Source organism: Pseudomonas sp. OVF7 (assembly GCF_030644265.1).
Classification (GTDB): Bacteria; Pseudomonadota; Gammaproteobacteria; order Pseudomonadales; family Pseudomonadaceae; genus Aquipseudomonas; species Aquipseudomonas gorinensis.
In genome coordinates this window covers 6,174,175-6,200,243 of record NZ_CP128996.1, presented here as the reverse complement: position 1 = coordinate 6,200,243, position 26,069 = coordinate 6,174,175, and the positions used below count along the sequence as shown (strand labels likewise).

20 protein-coding genes are annotated in these 26,069 nt (G+C 61.2%); 16 read left to right on the top strand and 4 right to left on the bottom strand.

All coding sequences use genetic code 11. From position 1 onward, the window contains the following. Positions 1-190 precede the first annotated feature (190 nt). From flgB to flgE, 4 genes are read left to right on the top strand one after another with little or no spacing between them, the layout of a single operon-like run. On the top strand, positions 191-598 hold the full coding sequence (gene flgB, locus QU606_RS28130; RefSeq protein WP_003175633.1) for a flagellar basal body rod protein FlgB: 408 nt from the start codon (positions 191-193) through the stop codon (positions 596-598). A 3-nt stretch (positions 599-601) separates the two neighbouring features. Continuing rightward, complete coding sequence (gene flgC / locus QU606_RS28125) at positions 602-1,045, top strand: flagellar basal body rod protein FlgC (RefSeq protein ID WP_024076985.1); 444 nt, start codon at positions 602-604, stop codon at positions 1,043-1,045. A 16-nt stretch (positions 1,046-1,061) separates the two neighbouring features. Next, positions 1,062-1,787, top strand: coding sequence for a flagellar hook assembly protein FlgD (gene flgD, locus QU606_RS28120; RefSeq protein ID WP_304997862.1), 726 nt, complete (start codon positions 1,062-1,064; stop codon positions 1,785-1,787). 31 nt (positions 1,788-1,818) lie between these two features. Continuing rightward, entirely contained in the window at positions 1,819-3,135 is a 1,317-nt protein-coding gene (gene flgE, locus QU606_RS28115; RefSeq protein ID WP_168232586.1) for a flagellar hook protein FlgE, read from the top strand. Positions 3,136-3,438: 303 nt separating this feature from the next. On the opposite strand, the gene QU606_RS28110 is transcribed toward flgE, so the two are convergent. After that, a complete protein-coding gene (locus QU606_RS28110) occupies positions 3,439-6,336 on the bottom strand; it encodes a ribonucleoside-diphosphate reductase subunit alpha (RefSeq protein ID WP_024076982.1) in 2,898 nt (965 codons plus the stop codon). Positions 6,337-7,117: 781 nt separating this feature from the next. Here QU606_RS28110 and QU606_RS28105 point away from each other — a divergent pair. Next, entirely contained in the window at positions 7,118-7,843 is a 726-nt protein-coding gene (locus QU606_RS28105) for a response regulator (protein WP_024076981.1), read from the top strand. Next, positions 7,840-9,450: an ATP-binding protein gene (locus QU606_RS28100; RefSeq protein WP_069076854.1), complete on the top strand. Its 1,611-nt coding sequence runs from the start codon at positions 7,840-7,842 to the stop codon at positions 9,448-9,450. The genes QU606_RS28105 and QU606_RS28100 overlap by 4 nt, the downstream gene beginning before the upstream one ends. 96 nt (positions 9,451-9,546) lie before the next feature. Here QU606_RS28100 and QU606_RS28095 read toward each other — a convergent pair whose 3' ends face one another. After that, a complete protein-coding gene (locus QU606_RS28095; RefSeq protein WP_069077447.1) occupies positions 9,547-10,263 on the bottom strand; it encodes a 4'-phosphopantetheinyl transferase in 717 nt (238 codons plus the stop codon). A gap of 137 nt (positions 10,264-10,400) precedes the next feature. Here QU606_RS28095 and QU606_RS28090 point away from each other — a divergent pair, with 137 nt between their 5' ends. The 3 genes from QU606_RS28090 to QU606_RS28080 are packed head-to-tail and all read left to right on the top strand — an operon-like array spanning position 10,401 to position 12,748. Next, positions 10,401-10,709 (top strand): hypothetical protein, encoded by a 309-nt coding sequence (locus tag QU606_RS28090; RefSeq protein ID WP_024076978.1) that lies wholly within the window; start codon positions 10,401-10,403, stop codon positions 10,707-10,709. A gap of 18 nt (positions 10,710-10,727) precedes the next feature. Continuing rightward, positions 10,728-11,405, top strand: coding sequence for a response regulator (locus QU606_RS28085; protein ID WP_024076977.1), 678 nt, complete (start codon positions 10,728-10,730; stop codon positions 11,403-11,405). After that, positions 11,402-12,748 (top strand): ATP-binding protein, encoded by a 1,347-nt coding sequence (locus QU606_RS28080; RefSeq protein WP_024076976.1) that lies wholly within the window; start codon positions 11,402-11,404, stop codon positions 12,746-12,748. The genes QU606_RS28085 and QU606_RS28080 overlap by 4 nt, the downstream gene beginning before the upstream one ends. Positions 12,749-13,043: 295 nt before the next feature. On the opposite strand, the gene QU606_RS28075 is transcribed toward QU606_RS28080, so the two are convergent. Continuing rightward, on the bottom strand, positions 13,044-14,042 hold the full coding sequence (locus QU606_RS28075; protein WP_069076852.1) for an AraC family transcriptional regulator: 999 nt from the start codon (positions 14,040-14,042) through the stop codon (positions 13,044-13,046). Between the two features lie 339 nt (positions 14,043-14,381). Between QU606_RS28075 and QU606_RS28070 the strand changes: the two genes are divergently transcribed. The 5 genes from QU606_RS28070 (at position 14,382) to QU606_RS28050 (ending at position 20,365) form a co-directional block, all read left to right on the top strand. Further along, positions 14,382-15,713, top strand: a complete 1,332-nt coding sequence (locus QU606_RS28070; RefSeq protein ID WP_024076974.1) for a dicarboxylate/amino acid:cation symporter — start codon at positions 14,382-14,384, stop codon at positions 15,711-15,713. Positions 15,714-16,009: 296 nt separating this feature from the next. Beyond that, positions 16,010-16,480 (top strand): (2Fe-2S)-binding protein, encoded by a 471-nt coding sequence (locus tag QU606_RS28065; RefSeq protein WP_024076973.1) that lies wholly within the window; start codon positions 16,010-16,012, stop codon positions 16,478-16,480. Then, a complete protein-coding gene (locus QU606_RS28060; RefSeq protein ID WP_304997861.1) occupies positions 16,477-18,798 on the top strand; it encodes a xanthine dehydrogenase family protein molybdopterin-binding subunit in 2,322 nt (773 codons plus the stop codon). Before QU606_RS28065 ends, QU606_RS28060 begins: the two co-directional genes overlap by 4 nt. Further along, positions 18,798-19,784: an XdhC family protein gene (locus QU606_RS28055; protein ID WP_304997860.1), complete on the top strand. Its 987-nt coding sequence runs from the start codon at positions 18,798-18,800 to the stop codon at positions 19,782-19,784. Before QU606_RS28060 ends, QU606_RS28055 begins: the two co-directional genes overlap by 1 nt. Beyond that, positions 19,784-20,365: a nucleotidyltransferase family protein gene (locus QU606_RS28050; RefSeq protein ID WP_024076970.1), complete on the top strand. Its 582-nt coding sequence runs from the start codon at positions 19,784-19,786 to the stop codon at positions 20,363-20,365. Before QU606_RS28055 ends, QU606_RS28050 begins: the two co-directional genes overlap by 1 nt. Positions 20,366-20,458: 93 nt before the next feature. Here QU606_RS28050 and rne read toward each other — a convergent pair whose 3' ends face one another. Continuing rightward, positions 20,459-23,689: a ribonuclease E gene (rne, locus tag QU606_RS28045; RefSeq protein WP_304997859.1), complete on the bottom strand. Its 3,231-nt coding sequence runs from the start codon at positions 23,687-23,689 to the stop codon at positions 20,459-20,461. Positions 23,690-24,457: 768 nt separating this feature from the next. On the opposite strand from rne, the gene rluC reads away from it, so the two are divergent. Next, positions 24,458-25,417 carry a 23S rRNA pseudouridine(955/2504/2580) synthase RluC gene (gene rluC / locus QU606_RS28040; RefSeq protein WP_024076968.1) on the top strand — a complete coding sequence of 320 codons (960 nt, stop codon included), beginning with the start codon at positions 24,458-24,460 and terminating at the stop codon, positions 25,415-25,417. Beyond that, positions 25,404-26,066 carry an HAD-IA family hydrolase gene (locus tag QU606_RS28035; protein WP_304997858.1) on the top strand — a complete coding sequence of 221 codons (663 nt, stop codon included), beginning with the start codon at positions 25,404-25,406 and terminating at the stop codon, positions 26,064-26,066. Before rluC ends, QU606_RS28035 begins: the two co-directional genes overlap by 14 nt. Positions 26,067-26,069 lie beyond the last annotated feature (3 nt).

Here is a 26,069-nt window from a genome sequence, read left to right as displayed (position 1 = left end):
GCAAAGTTGAAGAAAGCGGCAACTCCCCATTGCCGCTTTACTGGCGTCACGCGGAAAACGGTTGCCGCTTTTCTGGCATTGCCGTCGGCAAGCTCCCCGCAACCCCTTGATATCCGGGCTTTCACAAGATTGGCATGCACCTTGCTATAACCCTGTTAACGCACAGCAGGTCAGCCTAAAGGTTTCCGCCATGAGCATCAGCTTCGATAAAGCGCTCGGTATCCATGAACAAGCCCTGGGCTTCCGCGCCCAGCGTGCCGAAGTCCTGGCCAATAACATTGCCAACGCCGATACCCCGAACTACAAGGCTCGGGACCTGGACTTCTCCGCCGTGCTCGCAGCACAGCAGGACAAGACCAAGAACGGCACCTTCGCCTTGAACATGACCAACAGCCGTCATATTGAAGCGCAAGGCCTGAGCAGTGGTGACGAGTCGCTGCTGTATCGCACGCCGATGCAGCCATCCATCGACCAGAACACCGTCGACGCCCAGCTGGAGCAATCGGCCTATGCCGAAAACTCGGTGAACTTCCAGGCCAGCTTTACCCTGCTCAACAGCAAATTCAAAGGGCTGATGTCAGCCCTGCGTGGAGAGTAAGCCATGTCCCTGTCCAGTGTTTTCAATATTGCCGGTAGTGGCATGAGCGCTCAAACCACGCGCCTCAACACCGTCGCCAGTAACATCGCCAACGCCGAGACCGTGTCTTCGAGCATTGACCAGACCTACCGCGCCCGCCACCCGGTATTTGCCACCATGTTCCAGGGCGGCCAGAGCGGCGGCAGCGATTCGCTGTTCCAGAACCAGGACGCCGCCGGCCAGGGCGTGCAGGTGCTCGGCGTGGTCGAAGACCAGAGCAACCTCGAAGCACGTTACGAGCCTAACCATCCCGCCGCGAACGAAAAGGGTTATGTCTACTACCCCAACGTCAACGTGGTCGAGGAGATGGCCGACATGATTTCCGCCAGCCGCTCGTTCCAGACCAACGCGGAAATGATGAACACCGCCAAAACCATGATGCAGAAGGTCCTGACCCTGGGTCAGTGATAAGGGGCGCCAAATAATGGCCATCGTTGATACGTCAAACAACTCGGCAGTCCAGGACCTTTTCAATTCCAAGGTCAAGACCGCAACGGACAACAGCAGTCTTAACAGCGCTACCAAGGCGGCGACAGGCAGCCAGTCGCTGGGCAAGGATGCGTTCCTGCAGTTGCTGGTGACCCAGCTGAAAAACCAGAACCCGCTGTCGCCCCAGGACAATGGTGCGTTCGTGGCGCAGTTGGCTCAGTTCAGCAGCCTGGAAGGCATCAACACCCTGAACGACTCGGTCAACGCGATCTCCAGCAACTTCAGCTCGTCACAAGCACTGCAAGCGTCGTCGCTGGTAGGGCGTTCGGTGGTCATCCAGACCGACAAGTCCACCGTGGACACGAGCAAGAGCATGACCGGTTCGGTAGCGGTGACTTCGGCGGTGGGCAACGTCTCCGTCAAGATCACCGACAAGGACGGTGCCGTGGTGCGCACCCTCGATATGGGCGAGCAGGCTGCCGGCAACCAGAGCTTTATCTGGGATGGCAAGGACGACAAGGGCGCGGTCGCCCCAGCCGGCACCTACACCTTCAATGCCACCACCAAGAACGACGCGGGCGATGCGGTTGCCCTGGCCACGTCGCTGCCGGCAACGGTAACGAGCGTGACCCTGAGCCAGACCGGCGGCGAAATGCTGCTGAACCTGGCGGGCGGCATGGGCAGCATCAAGCTGTCGCAAATTCAGACTATCGGTACATAGAGCCGGCTAAATACGGCAGAGGGAGAGAAACATGTCTTTTAACATCGGCCTTAGCGGCCTCTATGCGGCCAACAAACAACTGGACGTGACCGGCAACAACATCGCCAACGTCGCGACCACTGGCTTCAAATCGTCCCGTGCGGAATTCGCGGATATCTACGCGGCCTCCAAACTGGGTACCGGCCAGAACAGCATCGGCAACGGTGTGAACCTGGCGGCAGTGTCCCAGCAGTTCACCCAGGGCGACGTCAACAACAGTGGCGGCATCCTGGACATGGCGATCCAGGGCGGCGGCTTCTTCGTGCAGAAGGGTACCGACGGCTCGCTGGAGTACACCCGCAGCGGCGCCTTCCGTGCGGACAAGGACGGCTACATCACCAACAACACCGGTACCTCGCGCCTGCAGGGTTATGCGGCGGATGCTGACGGCAAGATCATCAAGGGCGGCCTGACCGACCTGCAATTGAACCTGTCGAACCTGCCGCCGAAGGCTTCGAGCAAGGTGGACTCCACCAGTAACCTGAACTCGTCCGAGCTGCCGATCGATCAGACGTTGCACCCATTTGATCCGACCAAGACGGACAGCTTCAACACTCAATACTCCACCACGCTCTACGATACCCAGGGCAATGCGCATCCTATGGTGCAGTACCTGGTGAAAACCGGCTCCAACACCTGGAACTCCTACACCCTGATTGACGGGCGTAACCCTGACGGCACCCCGATCAGCGGCACCGGTTCCACGGCGCCCGTAGCCTCGACGTTGTCGTTTGACACCGCCGGCAAGCTCACCGGGATCGTCACCCCGCCAGCCACAACGTCCAATACCACCCTGACTATTTCCACCTGGCAGCCGGGCGGCCTGGTCAATGGTGTCTGGACGCCTAACGGTGCAGCGGCCAACGCTGGCGGTATTGCCGTCAACATGGCCAACATCACCCAATACAACTCGGCCAGCTACCGTAACCCGCCGGTCACCGACGGTTATGCCACTGGCCAGATCACCGGCCTGAAGATCGACGGCAGCGGTGTGCTGTTCGCCACCTTCAGTAACCAGCAGAGCAAGGCCATCGGCCAGATCTCTCTGGCCAGCTTCAACAACGAGCAGGGCCTGCAGCCATCCGGCGGCACCGCCTGGAGAGAGACGTTCGCCTCGGGCCAGCCGGGTTACGACGCACCGCAATCCGGTACGCTGGGTTCGATCGTGGCCAACTCCCTGGAGAACTCCAACGTCAACCTGACCAACGAGCTGGTGGACCTGATCAAGGCCCAGAGCAACTATCAGGCGAACGCCAAGACCATCTCCACCCAGAGCACCATCATGCAGACCATCATCCAGATGACCTGATGCGGTCATGCTCCACAAGAAGCCCCTCGCAAGAGGGGCTTTTTTGTGGGCGCAGGAAAACATGCCGTGACGCAAGTAACGATGCGTAAAACGCGTATGAGGCGTGCACCATATCCGCCTCGCCACTGATCAGGTCAGGGGCCGGTGGGCTCACCAGTCAAGTGCAGGGCGGGTATGTGGCGTTCGTCTGGAGGTGCCCAGCGGGGGGGGCATGAGGAAACCAAAAAGCCCGATAAACCCTATGCAGTCGGGGTCTATCGGGCTTTTTCAATCCGGGGCGTTCAAGCCCAGGAGCGGCTCAGCTTATTGGCAAGCTTCGCAATCCGGCTCGTCGATCGCGCAGGCCTTTGGCACGGGGGCCGGGCCGGCTGGCGCTGCGAGCACCGAGTCATCACCGTGGTTGCCGCCGCTGGAAACCGCGTTCAGCTTGCCGGTGTTGATGGTTGACTTCTCGGTGCTGGTCGCGGCCAGGGCACGGAGGTAGTAAGTGGTTTTCAGGCCACGGTACCACGCCATGCGGTAGGTCACGTCCAGCTTCTTGCCCGATGCGCCGGCGATGTACAGGTTCAGCGACTGAGCCTGGTCGATCCACTTCTGACGACGGCTGGCGGCGTCAACGATCCACTTGGTGTCCACTTCGAAAGCGGTTGCGTAGAGCTCTTTGAGTTCTTGCGGGATGCGTTCGATCTGCTGCACGGAACCGTCGTAGTACTTCAGGTCGTTGATCATCACCGAGTCCCACAGGCCACGGGCTTTCAGGTCGCGAACCAGGTACGGGTTGATCACGGTGAATTCGCCCGACAGGTTCGATTTCACATACAGGTTCTGGTAGGTCGGTTCGATCGACTGCGATACGCCAGTAATGTTGGCGATGGTCGCGGTCGGTGCGATGGCCATGATGTTGGAGTTACGAATACCTTTCTGCACACGGGCACGTACCGGCGCCCAGTCCAGGGATTCGTTCAGGTCAACGTCGATGTACTTCTGGCCGCGTTGCTCGATCAGGATCTGTTGAGAATCCAGCGGCAGGATGCCCTTGGACCACAGCGAACCCTGGAACGTCTCGTAGGCGCCGCGCTCGTCGGCCAGGTCGCAGGAAGCCTGGATGGCGTAGTAGCTGACCGCTTCCATGGACTTGTCGGCGAACTCGACCGCTGCATCCGAACCGTAAGGAATGTGCTGCAGGTACAGCGCGTCCTGGAAGCCCATGATGCCCAGGCCGACTGGACGGTGCTTGAAGTTGGAGTTCTGCGCCTGTGGCACCGAGTAGTAGTTGATGTCGATAACGTTATCGAGCATGCGTACGGCGGTGTTGACGGTGCGCTCCAGCTTGGCGGTGTCCAGCTTGCCGTTGACGATGTGGTTCGGCAGGTTGATCGAGCCCAGGTTGCAAACGGCGATCTCGTCCTTGTTGGTGTTCAAGGTGATCTCGGTGCACAGGTTCGAGCTGTGGACCACGCCCACGTGCTGCTGCGGGCTGCGCAGGTTGCATGGGTCCTTGAAGGTCAGCCATGGGTGGCCGGTTTCGAACAGCATGGACAGCATTTTGCGCCACAGGTCCTTGGCCTGGATGGTCTTGAACAGCTTGACCTTGCCTGGGTACTCGGTGAGGGCTTCGTAGTACTCGTAGCGTTCTTCGAAGGCCTTGCCGGTCAGGTCGTGCAGGTCCGGCACTTCGGATGGCGAGAACAGGGTCCATTTGCCGTCATCGAAGACACGCTTCATGAACAGGTCAGGGATCCAGTTGGCGGTGTTCATGTCGTGGGTACGACGACGGTCATCGCCCGTGTTCTTGCGCAGCTCGATGAACTCTTCAATGTCCATGTGCCAGGTTTCCAGGTAGGCACACACAGCGCCTTTGCGCTTGCCACCCTGGTTCACGGCGACGGCGGTGTCGTTCACCACTTTCAGGAACGGTACTACGCCCTGGGACTTGCCGTTGGTGCCCTTGATGTACGAACCCAGTGCACGCACTGGCGTCCAGTCGTTGCCCAGGCCGCCAGCGAATTTGGACAGCATGGCGTTGTCGTGGATCGCATGGTAGATGCCCGACAGGTCATCCGGCACGGTGGTCAGGTAGCAGCTCGACAGCTGTGGACGCAGGGTGCCGGCGTTGAACAGGGTCGGGGTCGACGACATGTAGTCGAAGGACGACAGCAGGTTGTAGAACTCGATCGCACGGTCTTCTTTATGCTTTTCTTCGATCGCCAGGCCCATGGCCACGCGCATGAAGAACACTTGCGGCAATTCGAAGCGGATACCGTCCTTGTGGATGAAGTAACGGTCGTACAGGGTCTGCAGGCCCAGGTAGGTAAACTGCTGGTCGCGTTCGTGGTTGATCGCCTTGCCGAGTTTTTCCAGGTCGAAGGTGGCCAGGACCGGGTTCAGCAATTCGTATTCGATACCCTTGGCGATGTAGGCCGGCAGGGCCTTGGCGTACAGGTCGGCCATCTCGTGGTGGGTGGCGCTCTCGGCCACGCCGAGGAAGCCCAGGCCTTCGGCACGCAGGGTGTCCATCAGCAGGCGCGCGGTCACGAACGAGTAGTTTGGCTCGCGTTCAACCAGGGTACGGGCGGTCATCACCAGGGCGGTGTTGACGTCGGTCAGGGCCACGCCGTCGTACAGGTTCTTCAGGGTTTCGCGCTGGATCAGGTCACCGTCGACTTCTTCCAGGCCTTCGCAGGCTTCGGTGACGATGGTGTTCAGGCGGCCCAGGTCCAGCGGTGCAAAGGTACCGTCGGCCAGGGTGATGCGGATCGACGGGTGCGCCTGTACGGCGGCGTCGGCGGCAGGGGCGCGCACGGCACGTTCCTTGGCGCGCGAGTCACGGTAGATCACGTAGTCGCGGGCCACTTTCTGCTCGCCGGCACGCATCAGGGCCAGTTCGACCTGGTCCTGGATTTCTTCGATGTGGATGGTGCCGCCCGACGGCATGCGACGCTTGAAGGTCGCGGTGACTTGTTCGGTCAGGCGGGCAACGGTGTCATGGATGCGCGACGAGGCAGCAGCGGTGCCGCCTTCAACTGCAAGAAACGCTTTGGTGATGGCGACGGTGATTTTGTCATCGGTGTAAGGAACGACAGTGCCGTTACGCTTGATCACGCGCAGTTGGCCAGGTGCAGTGGCGGACAGATCCATATTCGAATCAGCGGCCTGCGGCACGGAGCCCTGCGGGTTCTCGCGAGTTGTGTCGGTTTGCATGGGGGGTTGTCTCCACATTTCTATATTTATTTGGGCACCATCACGGTGCCCACCGTTCCGTCCTGAAGCACTTACAGCAGGCCTGGGCCTGGCATAACAACTTCGGGACAGGAGGAAGGGAGCTGTTTGCGCCGCTTCCATGCCGAAGTCTTCGGTTCGGGGCTCAAAGGCCCTTTGCCGTATTCCTGGTGGGTGACAGTTGCCAGGTTCAAGCACTGCAACACCCGTACCGTTTTGCGCTGTTGGAGCTTGAAAACGGTTGCCATCCGCTTGAGCGGTTTGGGCTTTCAAATAATCCAGGGGTCAGACCAAACAGGAGCAAGAAAGGGCTTGAGTTTCTCGTCTGATTTGTGTTGGGTCTTTTCGCTAAAAACCCTACATGTAGGGTTTTTTTGGCGCCGAGGTACAAGATAATGCGTTTTGGGAGGCTTAGCAACGCAAGACCTGTGGATAACGCTGTGAGTAAAATGTGTATGAAACTTGGAACACCCGTGTAGGCCGCAGTACTGCTGGATTACGCCGTTTGTCACTGAATATTCCAAGGTAAAAACGTGCGATTGGATTTTTGAGGGCGCGAACCCTATCACAAAAAAACTCGATCACCGAACGCATTTCCCGGCTTGTGTTTGAGGGTTGGGGCATGGCTACAATCGATCATTGTTATGCCCTCACAACATTACAAATAAGGTGTGGCTGGCGAAGATCAACATGTGGGAGGGGGCTTGCTCCCACCTTTGATCGAACAGGCCAATCAATCCCTTAATAACAACGAGGATTACCCGTGGAGCACGAAGCCTGGCAAATACTGATCGTCGAGGATGACGAGCGACTCGCCGAGTTGACCCGCGATTATCTGGAGAGCAACGGCTTGCGGGTGTCGGTGGAAAGCGACGGCGCCCAGGCTGCGGCACGGATCATCGCCGAGCAACCCGACCTGGTGATCCTCGACCTGATGTTGCCCGGCGAAGACGGCCTGAGCATTTGTCGCAAGGTGCGCGAGCGCTACGACGGGGTGATCCTCATGCTGACCGCGCGCACCGACGACATGGACCAGGTCATGGGCCTGGACATGGGCGCCGACGACTATGTCTGTAAACCCGTGCGTCCGCGCCTGTTGCTCGCGCGCATCCAGGCCCTGCTGCGGCGCAGCGAACCGGCCGAACCGGCTGTGGTGGAAAACCAGCGTCGCCTGCAATTCGGCCCGCTGGTGGTGGACAACGCCCTGCGCGAAGCCTGGTTGCACGACGGCGGCATCGAGCTGACCAGCGCCGAGTTCGACTTGCTCTGGCTGCTGGTGGCGAACGCCGGGCGTATCCTGTCTCGCGAAGAGATCTTCATCGCCCTGCGCGGCATCGGCTATGACGGCCAGGACCGTTCCATCGATGTACGCATTTCACGCATTCGCCCGAAAATCGGCGACGACCCGATCCACCCGCGCCTGATCAAGACCATCCGCAGCAAGGGCTACCTGTTCGTTCCTGAAGCCGCCGCCGATATGCCGCTGTGAATTCGATCTTCCTGCGTATCTATGGCGGCATGTGCGCGGCGCTGATCCTGGTGGCGCTCCTGGGCGTGCTGGCCTTGCACCTGCTCAATGAAGTGCGCAGCGGCCAGTACCGCGAACGCCTGGCCCACGGCACCTTTGCCTTGATGGGTGACAACCTGCAACCCATGAGCCCGATCGAGCGCCAGCGCGCCCTGGCGGTGTGGGAGCGATTGTTAGGCATCCCCCTGGAGCTGCGCACGCTCAGCGAGGCGCAACTGGACTTGAGCCAACGCAACCGCCTGCAACGCGGCCAGGTACTGGTGGAGCAGACCGGCCCGCATGCGGCGCGGGTGCTGCGCCTGGTCAGTGAGCAAGAGTCACTCGTACTGACCGGCGAAGTGCAACAGATCAGCGAGCAATTGGCGCGCGCGACGATTTACCTGCTGGCCGACGAACTGGTGCGTTTCCCGGTGGCCGAACAGCCACAACGCTTGGCCGCTATAAAGGAAGCCAAGGGCTTTGGCTTTGAGATGCACCTGATGAACCTCGACCAGGCCGATATGGACGATGACCAGCGTCGCCGCGTTGCGGAAGGCGATACGGTAATGGCGCTGGGCAAAGGGGGCGATTCGATCCGGGTGTTTGCCGGCATGGTCGGTACGCCCTGGGTGCTCGAAATCGGCCCGTTGTATCAAATGAACCCGTACCCGGCGCAGTGGTTGATCTTGATCGCGCTGATCGGCCTGACCCTGATCGGCCTGATCGTCTATTTACTGGTGCGCCAGCTCGAACGACGACTCAAGGGCCTGGAAGCCGCGGCCACGCGCATCGCCAAGGGCAACCTGGAAGTGCGTGTGCCCGCCCGCGGTGCCGATTCGGTCGGGCGCCTGGCTGCGGCGTTCAATGGCATGGCCGAGCACCTGCAGCAGTTGCTGGCGATCCAGCGCGAACTGGTGCGCGCCGTGTCCCACGAATTGCGCACGCCAGTGGCGCGCCTGCGCTTCGGCCTGGAGATGATTGGCGAAGCCGCCAGCCCCGAAGCCCGGCGCAAATATATGGAAGGCATGGACAGCGATATCCAGGACCTCGATGGCCTGGTGGACGAAATGCTCACCTACGCCCGTCTGGAGCAGGGCGCGCCGGAGCTGAATTTCCAGCGGGTCGACCTCGATGCGCTGCTCGATCAGGTGATCGGCGAATTGTCGCCACTGCGTCCGCAGGTCAATGTGGCTCGGGGTATTTGCCTGTCATCGGCACATTGGGATGACGCCTGGGTCGATGCCGAACCGCGCTACTTACACCGTGCGCTGCAAAACCTGGTGAGCAACGCCATGCGGCATGCCCAGGGGCGGGTGCTGATCAGCTATCAGGTCGGCCAGGTGCGCTGCCGCATCGATGTGGAAGACGATGGCCCCGGCGTGCCGGAAAGCGCCTGGGAGCGCATCTTCACGCCCTTCCTGCGTTTGGACGACAGCCGCACCCGTGCATCGGGCGGGCATGGTCTGGGGTTGTCGATTGTCCGGCGGATTATCTACTGGCACGGCGGCCGGGCGTTGATCAGCAAGAGCAACAACCTGGGTGGGGCGTGTTTCAGCTTGAGTTGGCCCAGGGATCAGGATAAACCCTGACCCCGCCATCGGGAGCCCGTGGAATCGTCGCATCGACCCTCCCACATTTGGAATGCGCTCCCCTGTGGGAGGGAGCTTGCTCCCGATGGCGGTCTATCAAGCGCCGATGGCAACCAGGCTCAACAACTGCCCCTCATTCACAACGAACTGCGCGGTAAGGTCCTTGCCGCGGCACCACTCGCTGGACAGGTCCGTCAACAGGCGCAACCTTACAGCCCCGGCCTCCGACCACTCCAGCACCTCGGCATGCTCAAAGTAGAAGCGCTTCTGCACGATCGGATAAAGCGCCTTGAACAGGCTCTCCTTGGCCGAAAACGTCAAGGTGACCAGCTGCGCATGTTGCTCGCGGGGCAGCACGGCCATGCGCTGCAACTCATCAACGGTGAGGATTTCCCCGGCCAGGCGTTCTGCCCGTTCCAGGCTCAGCATATTTTCCAGGTCCATGCCCAGCCCGCGCCACTGCGCCTTGTGGCCGACTATCGCCGCCGCATGCCCGGTGCTGTGGGTGATGGAGCCACTGATATGCCCTGGCCAGACCGGCGCACGGTCTTCGCCGATGGCCGGGACGCAATCCAGCTGGTCAAGGTGTTGCAGCGCGGCGCGAGCGCACAGTCGGCCGGCGAGAAACTCCGCCTGGCGCTTGGCCACTGAGCGCTGGATGCTTGCCGGCGGGGGTACCGCGCTGCGCTGGAAATCACCCGGCGCCAACAAGGCAGGGTCGAAGCGCGTGCTGAGAAACACCGTGCCCGGCAAAGGATCGGGCAGCGGCCAATGGGCGTCGAGTGGGGTGCAGCAAGCGGGTAGGGGCGTCATGTGCGGTATTTTGCCGAGTTGGTGCGCCAGTGGATAGCCCACAGTGGTTCAGGTGAGGTTCAGAGCCTGTTCAGGGGGAGTTCAGGGGCGCCTGCGTAGTCTGGATCCCACAGCCCAAACGCGTATGAGGTAGCACCATGACTGCGATCAAGAAGCTGATGTTGGCGTTGACCATGCTCAGTGCCACTGCCGGGGTCCAGGCCTCTGATAGCGCCTTTGCAGCATTCGGTAGCGAGCGAACCAAGAAATCCAGCAACCTGATTCATCGTGTCAGCTTCGAAGATGCAGGCACTCAGTCCGCCCCTTGGGGCCAGTCGCTGGGGCTTGCCACCCCGCAGGCGGCTTATCGCGTCGGCTATGGTCGCCTGACTGGTGAGTACAATGGCACTAAACTGCGCCCGCAAGACCTGCAGGGCCGCTATGATATCCCCCTGTCGGACAGTTGAATTGCCTTGGAGAGCCTTATGAAATTGCTGGTGGTGGAAGATGAGGCGCTGCTGCGTCATCACCTGTTTACCCGCCTGACCGACAGCGGCCATGTGGTCGAGGCCGTGGCCAATGCCGAAGAAGCCTTGTACCAGACCGGGCAATTCAACCATGACCTGGCCATTATCGACCTCGGCTTGCCTGGCATGGGTGGCCTGGATTTGATCCGCCAACTGCGCAGCCAGGCCAAGACCTTCCCGATCCTGATCCTGACCGCCCGTGGCAACTGGCAGGACAAGGTCGAGGGGTTGGCGGCTGGTGCCGACGACTATGTGGTCAAGCCTTTCCAGTTCGAAGAGCTGGAGGCGCGCATGAACGCCTTGTTGCGCCGCTCCAGCGGTTTTACCCAGTCGACCATTGTCGCCGGGCCGTTGCTGCTGGACCTCAATCGCAAGCAGGCGTCCCTGGATGAGCAGCCGTTGGCGCTGACCGCCTATGAATATCGGATCCTTGAATACCTGATGCGTCACCATCAACAAGTGGTCGCCAAGGACCGCTTGATGGAGCAGCTCTACCCCGATGACGACGAGCGCGACCCGAACGTCATCGAAGTGCTGGTTGGCCGCCTGCGCCGCAAGCTGGAAGGCACGGCAGGGTTCAAGCCGATCGACACCGTGCGCGGCTTGGGTTACCTGTTCAATGAGCGTTGCCGTTGATTCGCTCGCTACGTGTGCGCTTGATGCTGGCGGCCGCGACCTTGGCCGTGCTGTTTATGCTGGGGTTGTTGCCGGCCATGCAGGGCGCCTTCAGCCTGGCGCTGCAGGATTCCATCGAGCAGCGCCTGGCCTCGGACGTGACCACCTTGATTTCGGCGGCGCGGGTCGAAAACAACCGCCTGCTGATGCCCGCGCAGTTGCCGGACGAACGCTTCAACCTGACCGATAGCCGGCTGCTCGGCTATATCTACGACCGCGAAGGCCACCTGGTGTGGCGCTCGCGCGCGACCCGTGAAGAAAACATCAACTACAAGCCGCGCTACGACGGGCGCGGCAATGAATTTGCGCGGATTCGCGAAGCCAATGGCCAGGAGTTCTTCGTCTATGACGTGGAGGTCAAGCTGCTGGGGGGCAAGAGCGCGGCGTTCAGTATCGTCGCCCTGCAACCGGTGCGCGAATACCAACTGACCCTCGAAGGCCTGCGCGAAAACCTCTACCTGGGCTTCGGCGCGGCCTTGCTGGTGCTGTTGACCTTGTTGTGGCTGGGCTTGACCTGGGGCCTGCAAGCCCTGCGGCGCCTGAGCCAGGAGCTGGACCAGATCGAGGGCGGTACCCGCGAAAGCCTCAGTGAACAACACCCCCGCGAACTGCTGCGCCTGACGGGCTCCCTCAACCGCCTGCTGCACAGCGAACGAGAACAACGCACCCGCTACCGCGACTCCCTTGACGACCTGGCCCACAGCCTGAAAACCCCGTTGGCAGTGTTGCAGGGCGTGAGCGAAGACATGGCCCAGCGCCCTGAGGACCGCGACCAGGCCAGGGTCCTGCAATCGCAGATCGAGCGCATGAGCCAGCAGATCAGCTACCAATTGCAGCGCGCCAGCCTGCGCAAAAGCGGCCTGGTGCGCCATCAGGTGCGTCTGGAACCGGTGGTGCAAAGCTTGTGCGACACCCTGGGCAAGGTGTACCGCGACAAGCGGGTCACGGTGGCCTTCGACTTACCCCCAGAGTGCGATGTGCCGATTGAAAAGGGCGCGTTGCTCGAATTACTCGGCAACCTGCTGGAAAACGCCTACCGCCTGTGCCTGAGCGAGGTGCGCATCAGTTTGGTGGAAAGTCTGGAGGGCACCGAGTTGTGTATCGAAGATGACGGCCCCGGCGTACCGCCGGACCAGCGTGCGCGGATTCTGCAACGGGGCGAGCGCCTGGACCGTCAGCATCCGGGGCAGGGCATCGGCTTGGCGGTGGTCAAGGACATCATCGAAAGCTACGGCGCGCGCCTGACCCTGGGGGATTCAACACTGGGTGGGGCGGCCTTCAGGATTCACTTTCCGGCCGTGTGATCGGCTAGCCGTGGTTAAGGCATCCTTTGTGGCAGGCGGGCTTGCCCTAATGCCGTTCAGTTAAGCGTACATCGCCTTCTGTAGGAGCGAGCTTGCTCGCGAAAAACGTCAACGATAACGCGTGTTTCCTGAATGAACGCGGCGCCTGTGAGTTTTTCGCGAGCAAGAACTAGGCGTCCCCCTCGCTCCTACAAAAAAGCCTTAACTGAACGGCATTAGGGCAAGCCCGCTCGCCACCGTTGCAGTGTTCCTCCTTAACTGACTGGAATTGGGGCTTGCCACAACAAACAATCTTCTAATTTTCCTGGGCCCGATAGGCTCCAGGTGTCAATCCCGTCCACTTCTTGAACGCCCGATGAAACGCCGACGGCTCGGAAAAACCCAGCTGCTCGGCGATCTCCTGCAATGACAAGTCCGCGCGTCCCAGGTGGTAGATGGCGATATCCCGACGTAACTCATCCTTGAGCGCCTGGAAGCTGCAGCCTTCTTCGCGCAGGTGTCGACGCAAGGTCTGCGGGCTGATATGCAGGTGCTGGGCGATAGCCTCCAGATCCGGCCAGGGTGTGCGGTCGCGGCTGAGCAGGCGTCGGATCTGGCTGCTCAAACTGTCGCCTTCATCGGGCCGCGACAGCAAATCAGCCGGGGAGCGCTCGAGGAAAAGCTTGAGCGTGCGTTCGTCCTGCAACAGCGGCAGGCTCAAATAGCGTGCGGGGAATACCAGGCTGCTGGTTGGCGCGCCAAATACCTGGGGGCAGGGAAACAGCAGGTCGTACTCGCTGGCATGGTCCGGCATTGGGTAGCTGAACGTGGCCTGGTGCAGGCGGATACGCTGGCCGATCAACCAACTGCCCAGGCGATGCCAGATGACCAACAGGCATTCGCTGAGGAAGTGGTCCGGGTCCCAGAGCTGGGAATCATCCAGGCTCAAATGCGCCATTTCGCCATCACGCGTCAGCCGCCAACGCGGACCTTGTGGGAATAGGCTATAAAATAATAAGCCGCGTTCCAGAGCCTTCTCCAGGGTGCGGCAGTGGATCAGGGCATGGCACATCATGGCGAAGGTGCCGCGCTTGCTTGGGCCTTCGGCGAACCCCAGGTATTCGTCATCCAGCTCGCGCCAGAGCATTTGCAACAGCCGGGTAAATTGCTCAGGCGCGATGCGGGCGCGAGGTTCATTCAGCAGTTCCGGGGTAATGCCCACCTGCAGCAACAGGCCCGTGTAGTCGTAACCGGCCCGACGCGCACCGCGGAGGGCGGCTCGGGCGTAGTGACTGGCGATGGTACGTTCACGCATGAAGGGGCCTCGTCCATGGAGTGGCGGATGGTAGCCACCCCCTGACGGAGCAACAAGGCGGATATCCGCCAAATTGTAGGACGGGATTGGACGGGTGGGCGGAAATCCGCCACCTCCGGCCCAGCCCCCGATTACGCTGGAATCCCTCGGGCCCTGATGTCTAAAGGCCTGTGGGGATTTTCAGCAAAGTGGCACGGCGTTTGCGATAAGGATGACAGCGCAGGCTTGGTCCTACAGGCCTCGCAAACAACAAATCCCTCCAGTGCAGGAGGGTTCGCAATTCAAGTGCCGTGGGCAATGGCGGATATTTGCCACACGGGACGATTGAGGAACTTTGCAATGACGACTCGTCAGCCACTGTACAAATCCCTGTATTTCCAGGTGATCGTTGCAATCGTTATCGGTATTTTGCTCGGTCACTTCTACCCGCAGACCGGTGTGGCCCTCAAGCCACTGGGTGACGGCTTTATCAAGCTGATCAAAATGGTCATCGCCCCGATCATCTTCTGCACCGTTGTCAGCGGTATCGCTGGCATGCAAAACATGAAATCGGTGGGCAAGACCGGCGGCTATGCGCTGCTGTACTTCGAAATCGTTTCCACCATCGCCCTGCTGATCGGCCTGGTCGTCGTGAACGTTGTGCAACCGGGCGCCGGCATGCACATCGACGTGGCCACCCTGGACGCTTCGAAAGTCGCTGCCTACGTGACTGCCGGTGCAGACCAGAGCATCGTTGGCTTCCTGCTTAACGTGATCCCGAACACCATCGTCGGCGCGTTCGCGACCGGTGACATCCTGCAAGTGCTGATGTTCTCGGTGATCTTCGGTTTCGCCCTGCATCGCCTGGGTGCCTATGGCAAGCCGGTGCTGGACTTCATCGATCGCTTCGCCCACGTGATGTTCAACATCATCAACATGATCATGAAGCTCGCGCCAATCGGCGCCCTGGGCGCCATGGCGTTCACCATCGGTGCTTACGGCGTGGGTTCGCTGGTGCAACTGGGCCAGCTGATGATCTGCTTCTATATCACCTGCGTCCTGTTCGTGGTCGTGGTGCTTGGCGCCATCTGCCGCGCCCACGGTTTCAGCGTGCTGAAACTGATCCGCTACATCCGTGAAGAACTGCTGATTGTCCTGGGTACTTCGTCCTCCGAGTCCGCACTGCCACGCATGCTGATCAAGATGGAACGCCTGGGCGCGAAGAAATCCGTGGTTGGCCTGGTGATCCCGACCGGTTACTCGTTCAACCTCGACGGCACTTCGATCTACCTGACCATGGCTGCCGTGTTCATCGCCCAGGCGACTGACACCCACATGGACATCACCCACCAGATCACCCTGTTGCTGGTGCTGCTGCTGTCCTCCAAAGGCGCTGCGGGCGTGACCGGTAGCGGCTTCATCGTACTGGCAGCGACCCTGTCTGCCGTGGGCCACTTGCCGGTTGCCGGCCTGGCGCTGATCCTGGGTATCGACCGCTTCATGTCCGAAGCCCGTGCCCTGACCAACCTGGTCGGTAACGCCGTTGCCACCCTGGTCGTGGCCAAGTGGGTCAAGGAGTTGGACGAAGACAAGCTGCAAGTCGAACTGGCTTCCGGTGGTCGCGGTATCTCCGACACCCGTGAAGAAGACGACCTGGGCGTGGCTGAAGGCCCTGCTCCCGTTATCAAGTAAGCGGACACGCGGTATGAAAAACCCATCTTCGGATGGGTTTTTTTGTGCCTGGCGATCAGGCCCAAGGCGTGGTGCTCATCAATGCTCAGCCGGGCTTTTTTGTTAATGGTGAGTTAACTTAGCACCCTAAGGATGTTTTTTTATCCGTTCATAAACCTCGTTTATCAAAGGCCCGGTGAGGATTTATCTTCACAAGAGAGCCCGATTAGCCTGAGCCATCTGCGTCAACCGACTCCGCTTTCTTCAAGTGGGCAGATTGCTCGACCCCATAACCCAGTCACTATGCGGGCGTGCCCATGATTACCCTCAAACTCAACGGTCAAGACCATTCATTGGACGTCACCGAGGATATGCCGCTGTTGTGGGCTATCCGCGACGTTGCCGGCTATAACGGCACCAAGTTCGGCTGCGGCATGGGCCTGTGCGGCGCGTGCACCATTCATATCGACGGCGCGCCGGCCCGCAGTTGTATTACCCCGATCGGCGCGGTCAAGGGCCAGGCCATCAGCACCATCGACAACCTGCACACCGACCCCATCGGCCAGGTGGTCCAGCAAGCCTGGCTCGACACGGCCGTGGCCCAGTGCGGTTACTGCCAGGGCGGCCAGATCATGTCGGCCACGGCATTGCTGAAAACCAATCCCAACCCCAGCGATGCGCAAATTGAAGAAGCGATGGTCGGCAATATCTGCCGTTGCGGCACCTACAACCGCATCAAGACCGCGATCCGCCAGGCGGCCACCCACCTGCAGGAGGCCAAGGCATGAGCGCATTGCCGGCTGATTTCGTCCTCAATAACCTCAGTCGTCGCGGCTTCCTCAAAGGGCTCGGCGCTACCGGTGCGTTGGTGGTGGCGGCCAGTTGGGGCCTGCCCGATGCCTTCGCCGCCGACGCGGTGAAGAAGTACGGCGGCGACGCCATGCCCCATGGGCTGATCGACGATCCCAAGGTCTACGTCAGTATTGCCACCGACGGCACGGTGACCGTGATCTGCAACCGTTCGGAAATGGGCCAGGGCGTGCGCACCAGCCTGAGCCTGGTGGTTGCCGATGAGCTGGACGCCGATTGGGCCCATGTGAAGGTCCAGCAGGCGCCCGGTGATGAGGTGCGTTACGGCAACCAAGACACCGATGGCTCGCGCAGCATGCGCCATTGGTATGAGCCGATGCGCCGTTGTGGCGCCAGTGTCCGGGCCATGCTGGAGCAGGCCGCTGCCGAGCAGTGGAACGTTCCGGTGGGCGAGTGCCGGGCACAACTGCACAAAGTCATTCACCAGCCGAGCGCTCGCGAATTGGGTTATGGCGAGCTGGCCACCGCTGCCGGTGCATTGGCGGTGCCGGCGCGAGACAGCCTGCGCCTCAAGCAACCGTCGGAATTTCGCTACATCGGCAAGGAAGGCGTCAAGGCCATCGATGGTGCCGATATCGTCAATGGCCGTGCGGTCTACGGCGCTGACGTGCATTTCGACGGCATGCTCTACGCCACCGTTGCACGGCCGAAGGTGTACGGCGGCAAGGTCAAGTCCTTCGATGCCAGTGCGGCGTTGAAGGTGCCGGGCGTGGTCAAGGTCCTGGAAATCGAAAGCCGGCCCCTGCCCTCGGAGTTCCAGCCCCTTGGTGGGATCGCCGTTATCGCCAGCAACACCTGGGCGGCGATCAAGGGCCGTGAAGCGTTGACCATTGTCTGGGACGATGGCGTCAACGCCGGCTACAACTCCGTCGACTACCGTAAGACGCTGGAAGCCGCCGCGCAGAAGCCGGGCAAAGTGGTGCGCAATACTGGCAATCTCGACCAGGCCCTTGGCGAGTCGGACAGTACCCTGGAGGCCGCTTATTACCTGCCCCATCTGGCCCAATCGCCGATGGAGCCGATGGTCGCCATCGCTCGTTTCGACAACGGCCAGTGCGAAGCCTGGGCGCCCAGCCAGGCGCCCCAGGTGACCCGTGAACGAATCGCCGAGCGCCTGGGGCTGCCATTCGATAACGTCACCGTCAATGTCACATTGCTTGGCGGTGGCTTTGGCCGCAAGTCCAAGCCGGACTTCGTCGTCGAGGCGGCCATCCTGGCCAAGGCATTCCCCGGCAAGGCCGTGCGTGTGCAATGGACCCGTGAAGATGACATCCATAACGCCTATTTCCACACCGTGTCCGCCGAGTACCTCAAGGCTGGCCTGAACAAGGATGGCCTGCCGTCCGCTTGGCTGCATCGCACCGTGGCGCCGAGTATCACCGCGCTGTTTGCGCCGGGCATGAACCATGAGGCAGCGTTCGAGCTGGGCATGGGCTTTACCAACATGGCCTACGCGATCCCTAACGTACGCCTGGAAAACCCAGAGGCGGCGGCCCATACCCGGGTTGGCTGGTACCGTTCGGTGTCGAACATCCCCCATGGTTTTGCGATTCAGTGCTTTGTCGATGAACTCGCGCACAAGGCCGGCCAGGACCCGTTGCAATACCAACTCAAGTTGCTTGGCCCAGACCGTCAGATCGATCCGAAAACCCTGAGTGACGAGTGGAACTACGGCGAATCCCCGGAGCGCTACCCGATCGACACTGCCCGCCTGCGTGGTGTGCTGGAAACCGCAGCCAAGGCGGCGGGCTGGGGGCGCACCTTGCCCAAGGGCCGAGGTCTGGGGCTGGCGGTGCACTACAGCTTCGTCACCTATGTGGCCGCGGTGATCGAGGTAGAGGTCCAGGGTGATGGCACCCTGATCGTGCACAAGGCCGATATTGCCGTGGACTGTGGCCCGCAGATCAACCCAGAGCGCATCCGCTCGCAGTTCGAAGGTGCCTGTGTGATGGGCCTGGGGAATGCCGTGCTGGGTGAAATCAGCTTCAAGGATGGCAAGGTCCAGCAGGACAATTTCCATATGTATGAAGTGGCGCGCATGTCCCTGGCGCCCAGGCAAGTTGCCGTGCACCTGGTCACGCCAAAGGGCGAGGTGCCATTAGGCGGGGTCGGTGAGCCCGGCGTGCCGCCGATTGCGCCGGCGCTGTGCAATGCGATCTTTGCCGCGACGGGTAAGCGTATCCGCGAACTGCCGGTGCGTTACCAACTGCAAGGCTGGCAGGAGGTGAAGGCCTGATGGACAGTGTGGATCTGAACGTCCTGCGTAGCGTGCTCGAATGGCGTCGCGCCGGGCAACGGGTGGTGTTGTATAGCGTGGTCCAGACCTGGGGCAGCGCGCCGCGCCCGCCGGGGGCCATGCTGGCTTTGCGCGGCGATGGCGTGGTGATTGGCTCGGTATCTGGCGGGTGCATCGAAGATGACCTGATTGCGCGCTTGCAGGATGGGCGGTTGGCCGAAGACGGGCCGCCGGTGCAACTGGTGACTTACGGTGTGACCCGGGATGAGGCAGCGCGCTTTGGCTTGCCATGTGGCGGCACCCTGCGCCTGACCGAGGAGCGGGTCATTGAGTGGGAGTGGGTTGCCCAATTGCTGGCGCGCTGCGAGGCCCATGAAATTGTCGCCCGTGAACTGGAGCTGGCCACGGGGGCTGTTAGCCTGAGTGCTGCGAACAAGACCGACGTGGTGAGCTTTGATGGCCAGCGTTTGCGCGCCATCTACGGCCCGCGCTGGCGCCTGCTGTTGATCGGTGCCGGGCAACTGTCGCGTTATGTGGCGGAAATGGCGCGGTTGCTGGATTTCGAAGTGCTGATCTGTGACCCGCGGGATGAATTTGTGTATGGCTGGGAAGAACAGCACGGCCGCTTTGTGCCAGGTATGCCCGATGAAGCGGTGCTGAACATCCAGACCGACGAACGCACGGCCATCGTCTGCCTGACCCATGACCCGCGCCTGGATGACATGGCGCTGCTGACGGCGCTGAACTCCAATGCGTTTTATATCGGCGCGCTGGGGTCGCGGGTCAATAGCCAGAAACGCCGTGAGAACCTGGCGGCACTTGGTTTGTCGGCCGATGCGATTGCGCGTCTGCACGGGCCGATCGGTTTGCATATCGGCAGCCACACGCCGGCGGAGATCGCGTTGTCATTGATGGCAGAGATTGTCGCGATCAAGAACGGCGTGGAGGCCGTGCAAAAAAAGCCGCTGTCGACGGTGGTTGAGTGATGGTGACTGCCATTGTGCTGGCGGCGGGGCAGGGCAGTCGTTTTCGCGCTGCGGCCGGCGCTGATCAGGACAAGTTGCTGGCGCAGTGCGTTGGCCGGGACGGCGTGATGCGGCCGGTATTCGAACAGGTGTTGGTGAATGTGCCTGATAGCGTTGCAAAACGCTGTGTGGTGACCTCGCCGGATCGGCTTGAAGTCATTCGTTTGGCACAGCGCTACGGCTGCGAAGTGGTGCTGCTGCGCTCGGCGGGCATGGGCGACAGCCTTGCGGCGGCGGTGGCGGCCAGCCGTTCAAGCGACGGTTGGTTGGTGGTGCTGGGGGATATGCCGTTTATCCTGCCGAGCAGTATTGAGCAGGTGGTGGCGCACGCGGAGGGTATCAGTGTGCCGGTGCATGCTGGACAGTATGGGCATCCGGTCATGTTCGGGCGTTCGCTCGGGCCAGCGTTGATGGCGCTGACGGGGGACCGGGGGGCTCGACCGCTGTTTGCGCATGCCAGCGTACGGGAAGTGCCCGTGGACGACCCCGGCGTGCTATGGGATGTAGATGTGCCACCGTCATTACGTTTCGTGCCTGCCTGACCTTCTGGCAGCCGGCTCGCTGGACACAACCCGATCGCATAAAAAAAAGCCCCGCCTGAGTGATCAGGCGGGGCTTTTTATTGGCTTATGGAATCAGACGAAGGGTTTAGGCTCGTGTTCTTCTTCCAAGGCCTTTGGATGATGCTCTACCACTTCGTCAGCAGAACCTGGGTTCTCGTCGACGATAGGGGCAGTGTGCTCCACCACAGTTTCAGCGACCGGGGCTGGCGCCTCGACCACTTCGGCTACAGCCGGTGCGGCAGCGGCTGCGGCAGCAGCGGCGGCTTCAGCTTCCTTGCGGCGACGACGCACTTCACGTGGGTCGTTCGGCGCACGGCCGTTTTCGGTCAGTGCGCTGACCACTGGGGCAGCTTCAACCACCGGCGCGGCGACTTCGGCAACCACTGGCGTCTCAACCGCTGGCGCAGGCTCGGCAACCACAACCGGGGCGGCTTCAACCACTTCGGCGACCGGGGCCGGCGCTTCTTCTACCACAGGGGCAGGGGCTGGCACTTCAACTGGAGCGGCAGGCTCGGCAGTCCACTGGAACGCGGTCTGTTCTTCGCGAACTTCACGCACAGCCGGGGCCGCTGCTTCGACAACCGGGGCTTCAACCACTGGCTGAGGCTCAGCAACCGCTTCAGGCTCGGTAGTGGTAACTTCGGCTTCCGGCTGGGCTTCACGAACCGGTGCAACCTCCACTTCCGGAACCACGGGGGCTTCGATTGGGGTGGTGGCTTCGACAACCGGTGCTTCAACGACTGGGGTTTCAGCGACAGGCGCTTCTGCCGCATGCGTTTCTTCGACGGCGGCAGTGGCGCGTTCAGCCTGTTCGTGAGCCTGGGCTTCAGCAGGTGCGCTGATGACCGAGCTGGCAACAGCAGCGGTTACGGCCAGGCCGGCAGCCAGTTCGGTGCCAGTGGGTTCGCTGGTGGCGGCTTCTGCGTTCTCGCCGGTCTCTTCCGAGCCTTCGATCACATTGCCGTTGGCATCACGTTGACGCTCGCGACGGTTGCTGCGACGACGCTGGCCACGGGAGCGGCGGCGTGGACGATCGCCTTCGGCGTTGTCCTGGCCGTCTTCCTGCAGTTGCTCTTCGCCGGTCAGCACTTCTTCTTCGCTGGCGGCAGGGGCTTGCTCGGCACGAGGTTGACGTTCTTCACGCGGAGCACGTGGTTGACGTTCTTCACGTGGCGCACGTTCTTCACGCGGTTGGCGAGCCGGGCGTTCTTCAGTCGAGGCAGTAACTGCAACAGCAGCACCGGCAACGGCTGGCGCAGCGTCCAGTGGCTCGCGCAGTTCGCGCACACGTTCTTCACGTTCGCCACGTGGCTTGCGATCTTCACGCGGAGCACGTGGGGTACGCGGTGCGCGCTCTTCGCGCGGTGCACGTTCTTCACGGGCTACGGCCGGAGTGTCTTCACGGGCTTCGCGAGGCGCACGCTCTTCACGTGGTGCGCGCTCTTCACGCGGGGCACGTTCTTCGCGCGGCTTGCGCTCTTCGTCACGACGACCATTGCGGTTGCGGCTTTGCTGGCGACCGTTGCGACGCTCTTCGTTGCGAGCCGGGCGTTCGGTGGCTGGTTTTTCAACCACTACCGGTGCAGCAGGCTCTTCCTTGGTGGCGAACAGGCTGACCAGCGACTTCACCAGGCCCTTGAACAGGCTTGGTTCAGGCAGGGCGGCCGGCGCGGCAACCGGGGCGACGGCTTCAACCGGAACCGGTGCATTGGCACGGGCTGGCGCGGTCTTCACGGCGGCTTCCTGGCGAACCAGGGTGCGGGTCGCGGCGGCAGGCTGCACTTCTTCCACTTCGGCAGCGGCAGCCGCGATTTCGTAGCTGGACTGGCCGCTGTGGGCTTCCGGGCTGTCATCACGCAGGCGCTGCACTTCGAAGTGCGGCGTCTCGAGGTGATCGTTCGGCAGGATCACGATACGGGCACGGGTGCGCAGTTCGATCTTGGTGATCGAGTTGCGTTTTTCGTTGAGCAGGAACGCGGCCACCGGGATCGGCACTTGCGCGCGGACTTCGGCGGTGCGGTCTTTCAGCGCTTCTTCTTCGATCAGGCGCAGGATCGCCAGGGACAGCGATTCAACGTCACGGATGATGCCGGTGCCGTTGCAACGCGGGCAGACGATGCCGCTGCTCTCGCCCAGGGATGGACGCAGGCGCTGACGGGACATTTCCAGCAGGCCGAAGCGCGAGATGCGGCCGACTTGCACGCGGGCACGGTCAGCTTCCAGGCATTCGCGGACTTTCTCTTCCACGGCGCGCTGGTTCTTGGCTGGGGTCATGTCGATGAAGTCGATCACGATCAGGCCGCCGATATCACGCAGGCGCAGTTGGCGGGCGATTTCTTCAGCCGCTTCCAGGTTGGTCTGCAGGGCGGTTTCTTCGATGTCGCTACCTTTCGTGGCACGCGCCGAGTTGATGTCGATGGACACCAGGGCTTCGGTCGGGTCGATCACGATGGAGCCACCGGAAGGCAGTTCGACCACGCGCTGGAAGGCGGTCTCGATCTGGCTTTCGATCTGGAAACGGTTGAACAGCGGAACGCTGTCTTCGTACAGCTTGATCTTGCTGGCGTACTGCGGCATCACCTGGCGGATGAAGGTCAGGGCTTCATCCTGGGCTTCAACGCTGTCGATCAGCACTTCGCCGATGTCCTGGCGCAGGTAGTCGCGGATAGCGCGGATGATGACGTTGCTTTCCTGGTAGATCAGGAACGGCGCGGAACGATCCAGGGACGCTTCTTTGATAGCGGTCCACAGTTGCAGCAGGTAGTCGAGGTCCCACTGCATTTCCTCGCTGCTGCGGCCCAGGCCGGCAGTGCGAACGATCAGGCCCATGTCGGCCGGTGCAACCAGGCCGTTCAGCGCTTCGCGCAGTTCGTTGCGCTCTTCGCCTTCGATGCGACGGGAAATGCCGCCGGCACGTGGGTTGTTCGGCATCAGTACCAGGTAGCGGCCGGCCAGGCTGATGAAGGTGGTCAGGGCGGCGCCCTTGTTGCCACGTTCTTCTTTTTCGACCTGGACGATGACTTCCTGGCCTTCGCTCAGGACGTCCTTGATGTTCACGCGGCCTTCAGGGGATTTCTTGAAGTATTCGCGGGAAATTTCTTTGAGGGGCAGGAAGCCGTGGCGCTCGGAGCCGAAATCGACAAAGGCAGCCTCAAGGCTCGGTTCGATGCGAGTAATACGGCCTTTATAGATGTTGGCCTTCTTTTGCTCGCGTGCACCGGATTCGATGTCCAGGTCGTAGAGGCGTTGGCCATCTACCAGTGCAACACGCAACTCTTCGGGTTGAGTTGCGTTAATCAGCATTCTTTTCATGTTGTACCGTCGGTTTCCGGGCTGCCGGAAACGGCGTTCGGCACACACGACTTCTCACGGTCGGTGTCAGGTGCGTCAAGAGTGGTTGGCCACTCCAGTGTCCAGCAATAACCGGCCAATTGGGCTGGTATCGCGACGGACGCGTCCTGCTTGTTAGCGGTGGTGACAAAGGCACCACTTCAACAAAAGCTAAGGTCAGGAGGAGGAATCAACCGGCGACTGTGGACGAGATGAAGCGTCTATATATAAGCCTAGTGCTACACGGTCCGACGGTTGTGCATCTCCACCCTACACGTATCCCTGATAATTCGGGTGCTGCCGCGCGCAGAATCCGCAGCGGGTTGGCATTTACCGTGTTCTCCAATGGGGAGTCCACGCTCATGGCTAAACAAGACTAGGTGTGGGCGACTGCGCTCTCACTCAGCTCTTAACAGGCGTTGTTTCCGAAGCATTCGCCATGGTGTGTCCCAAGACTGACTGCACTTTGTGAACTGGCCGTAAATATCGGCGCAGAAGACGAGTATTCACTCTGCTTTCTGCACTCGCTTCAGGCCTCATGTCACCTGCGCTTGTTACAATCTCGGGCGTTCCAAGGTGGTGAAAGCCCCGTAGGACGGCCTCGCGTCCTGATGAATTGCGATGGTCAGGGCCGGCAGTTTGCCGCTAGTCCTCTGTCCAGGCCGCTTTTGGCGGCGTTCGCGACTATAGCAGCAATGATTAAGTGCTTCAATTCCATAAAAAATTGTTATCATCGCCGCCATGACGACTACCGCCCCCCAGACCCCCAGCGTCCAGCTGCTCGAGGTCTCGCCGGAATATGCCGGCCAACGCATCGACAATTTTCTCCTGGCCAGGCTCAAAGGCGTGCCCAAGACCTTGATTTACCGCATCTTGCGTAAAGGCGAAGTGCGTGTGAACAAGGGCCGCATCAAGCCCGAGTACAAGCTGCAGGCGGGCGATATCGTTCGTGTGCCGCCGGTGCGCGTACCTGAGCGTGACGAGCCCGTGCCATTGGCCCAGGGCCTGTTGCAGCGCCTCGAGGCCTCGATTGTCTTCGAAGACAGCAAGCTGATTGTGATCAACAAGCCGTGCGGCATTGCGGTTCACGGGGGCAGCGGCCTGAACTTCGGCGTGATCGAAGCCTTTCGTCAGCTGCGTCCGGATGCCAAGGAGCTGGAGCTGGTCCACCGCCTGGACCGTGACACCTCCGGCCTGCTCATGATCGCCAAGAAGCGCAGCATGTTGCGCCATCTGCACACAGCCCTGCGTGGCGATGGCGTGGACAAGCGCTACATGGCGCTGGTGCGTGGCAACTGGGCCAGTTCGATCAAGAGCGTCCGCGCGCCGTTGCAGAAGAGCAACCTGCGCTCCGGCGAGCGCATGGTTGAAGTGGACGAGGAGGGCAAAGAGGCCCTGACCCTGTTCAAGGTGCTGCGCCGCTTCGGTGACTTCGCCACTCTGGTCGAAGCCAAGCCCGTCACCGGTCGTACCCACCAGATTCGCGTGCACACCCTGCATGCGGGCCACTGCATTGCGGGCGATACCAAATATGGCGACGAGGATTTCTCCAAGGAAATCCGGGAGCTGGGCGGCAAACGCCTGTTCCTGCACGCCTATATGCTCACCGTGCCGCTGCCCGATGGCGGTGAATTGAAACTGCAGGCGCCGGTCGATGACATGTGGGCCAAGACCGTGGAGCGTTTGAGTGTCGCACCTTGATTACAAGCTGCTGATTTTCGATTGGGACGGCACCCTGGCCAACTCCATTGGCCGGATCGTCGAATCAATACACATCGCCTCCAACCGCTCGGGCTTCGAGCCGTGCACTGACCTCGCGGTCAAGGGCATTATCGGCCTCGGCCTGCCGGAGGCGATTCGTACCTTGTACCCGCACATCGCTGACGCTGAGTTGGTCGCTTTCCGTGGGCACTACGTCGATCACTACATGGCCCTGGAGGCCGAGCCGTCGCCGCTGTTTGATGGGGTGGTGCAGTCCCTGGACGCTTTTCGCGCCGAGGGCTATCACCTGGCCGTCGCCACCGGTAAGTCCCGTCGCGGGTTGGACCGGGTGCTCGAGGCGTATGGTTGGGAAGATTATTTCGACATCACCCGCGCCGCTGACGAAACCGCCAGCAAGCCCCATCCCCTGATGCTTGAGCAGATCCTGGTCCATTGCGGCGTGTCGCCGCGCCAGGCGCTGATGGTGGGCGACGCTTCCTTCGACCTGATGATGGCGCGCAACGCTGGCATGGACAGTGTGGCGGTCAGTTATGGCGCCCAGGCTGCCGAGGCGTTGCAGCCATATGAGCCCAGGCTGACGATCGATCATTTTTCTGAATTGCAGGCCTGGCTCGGCCGGGCCCAATAAGTC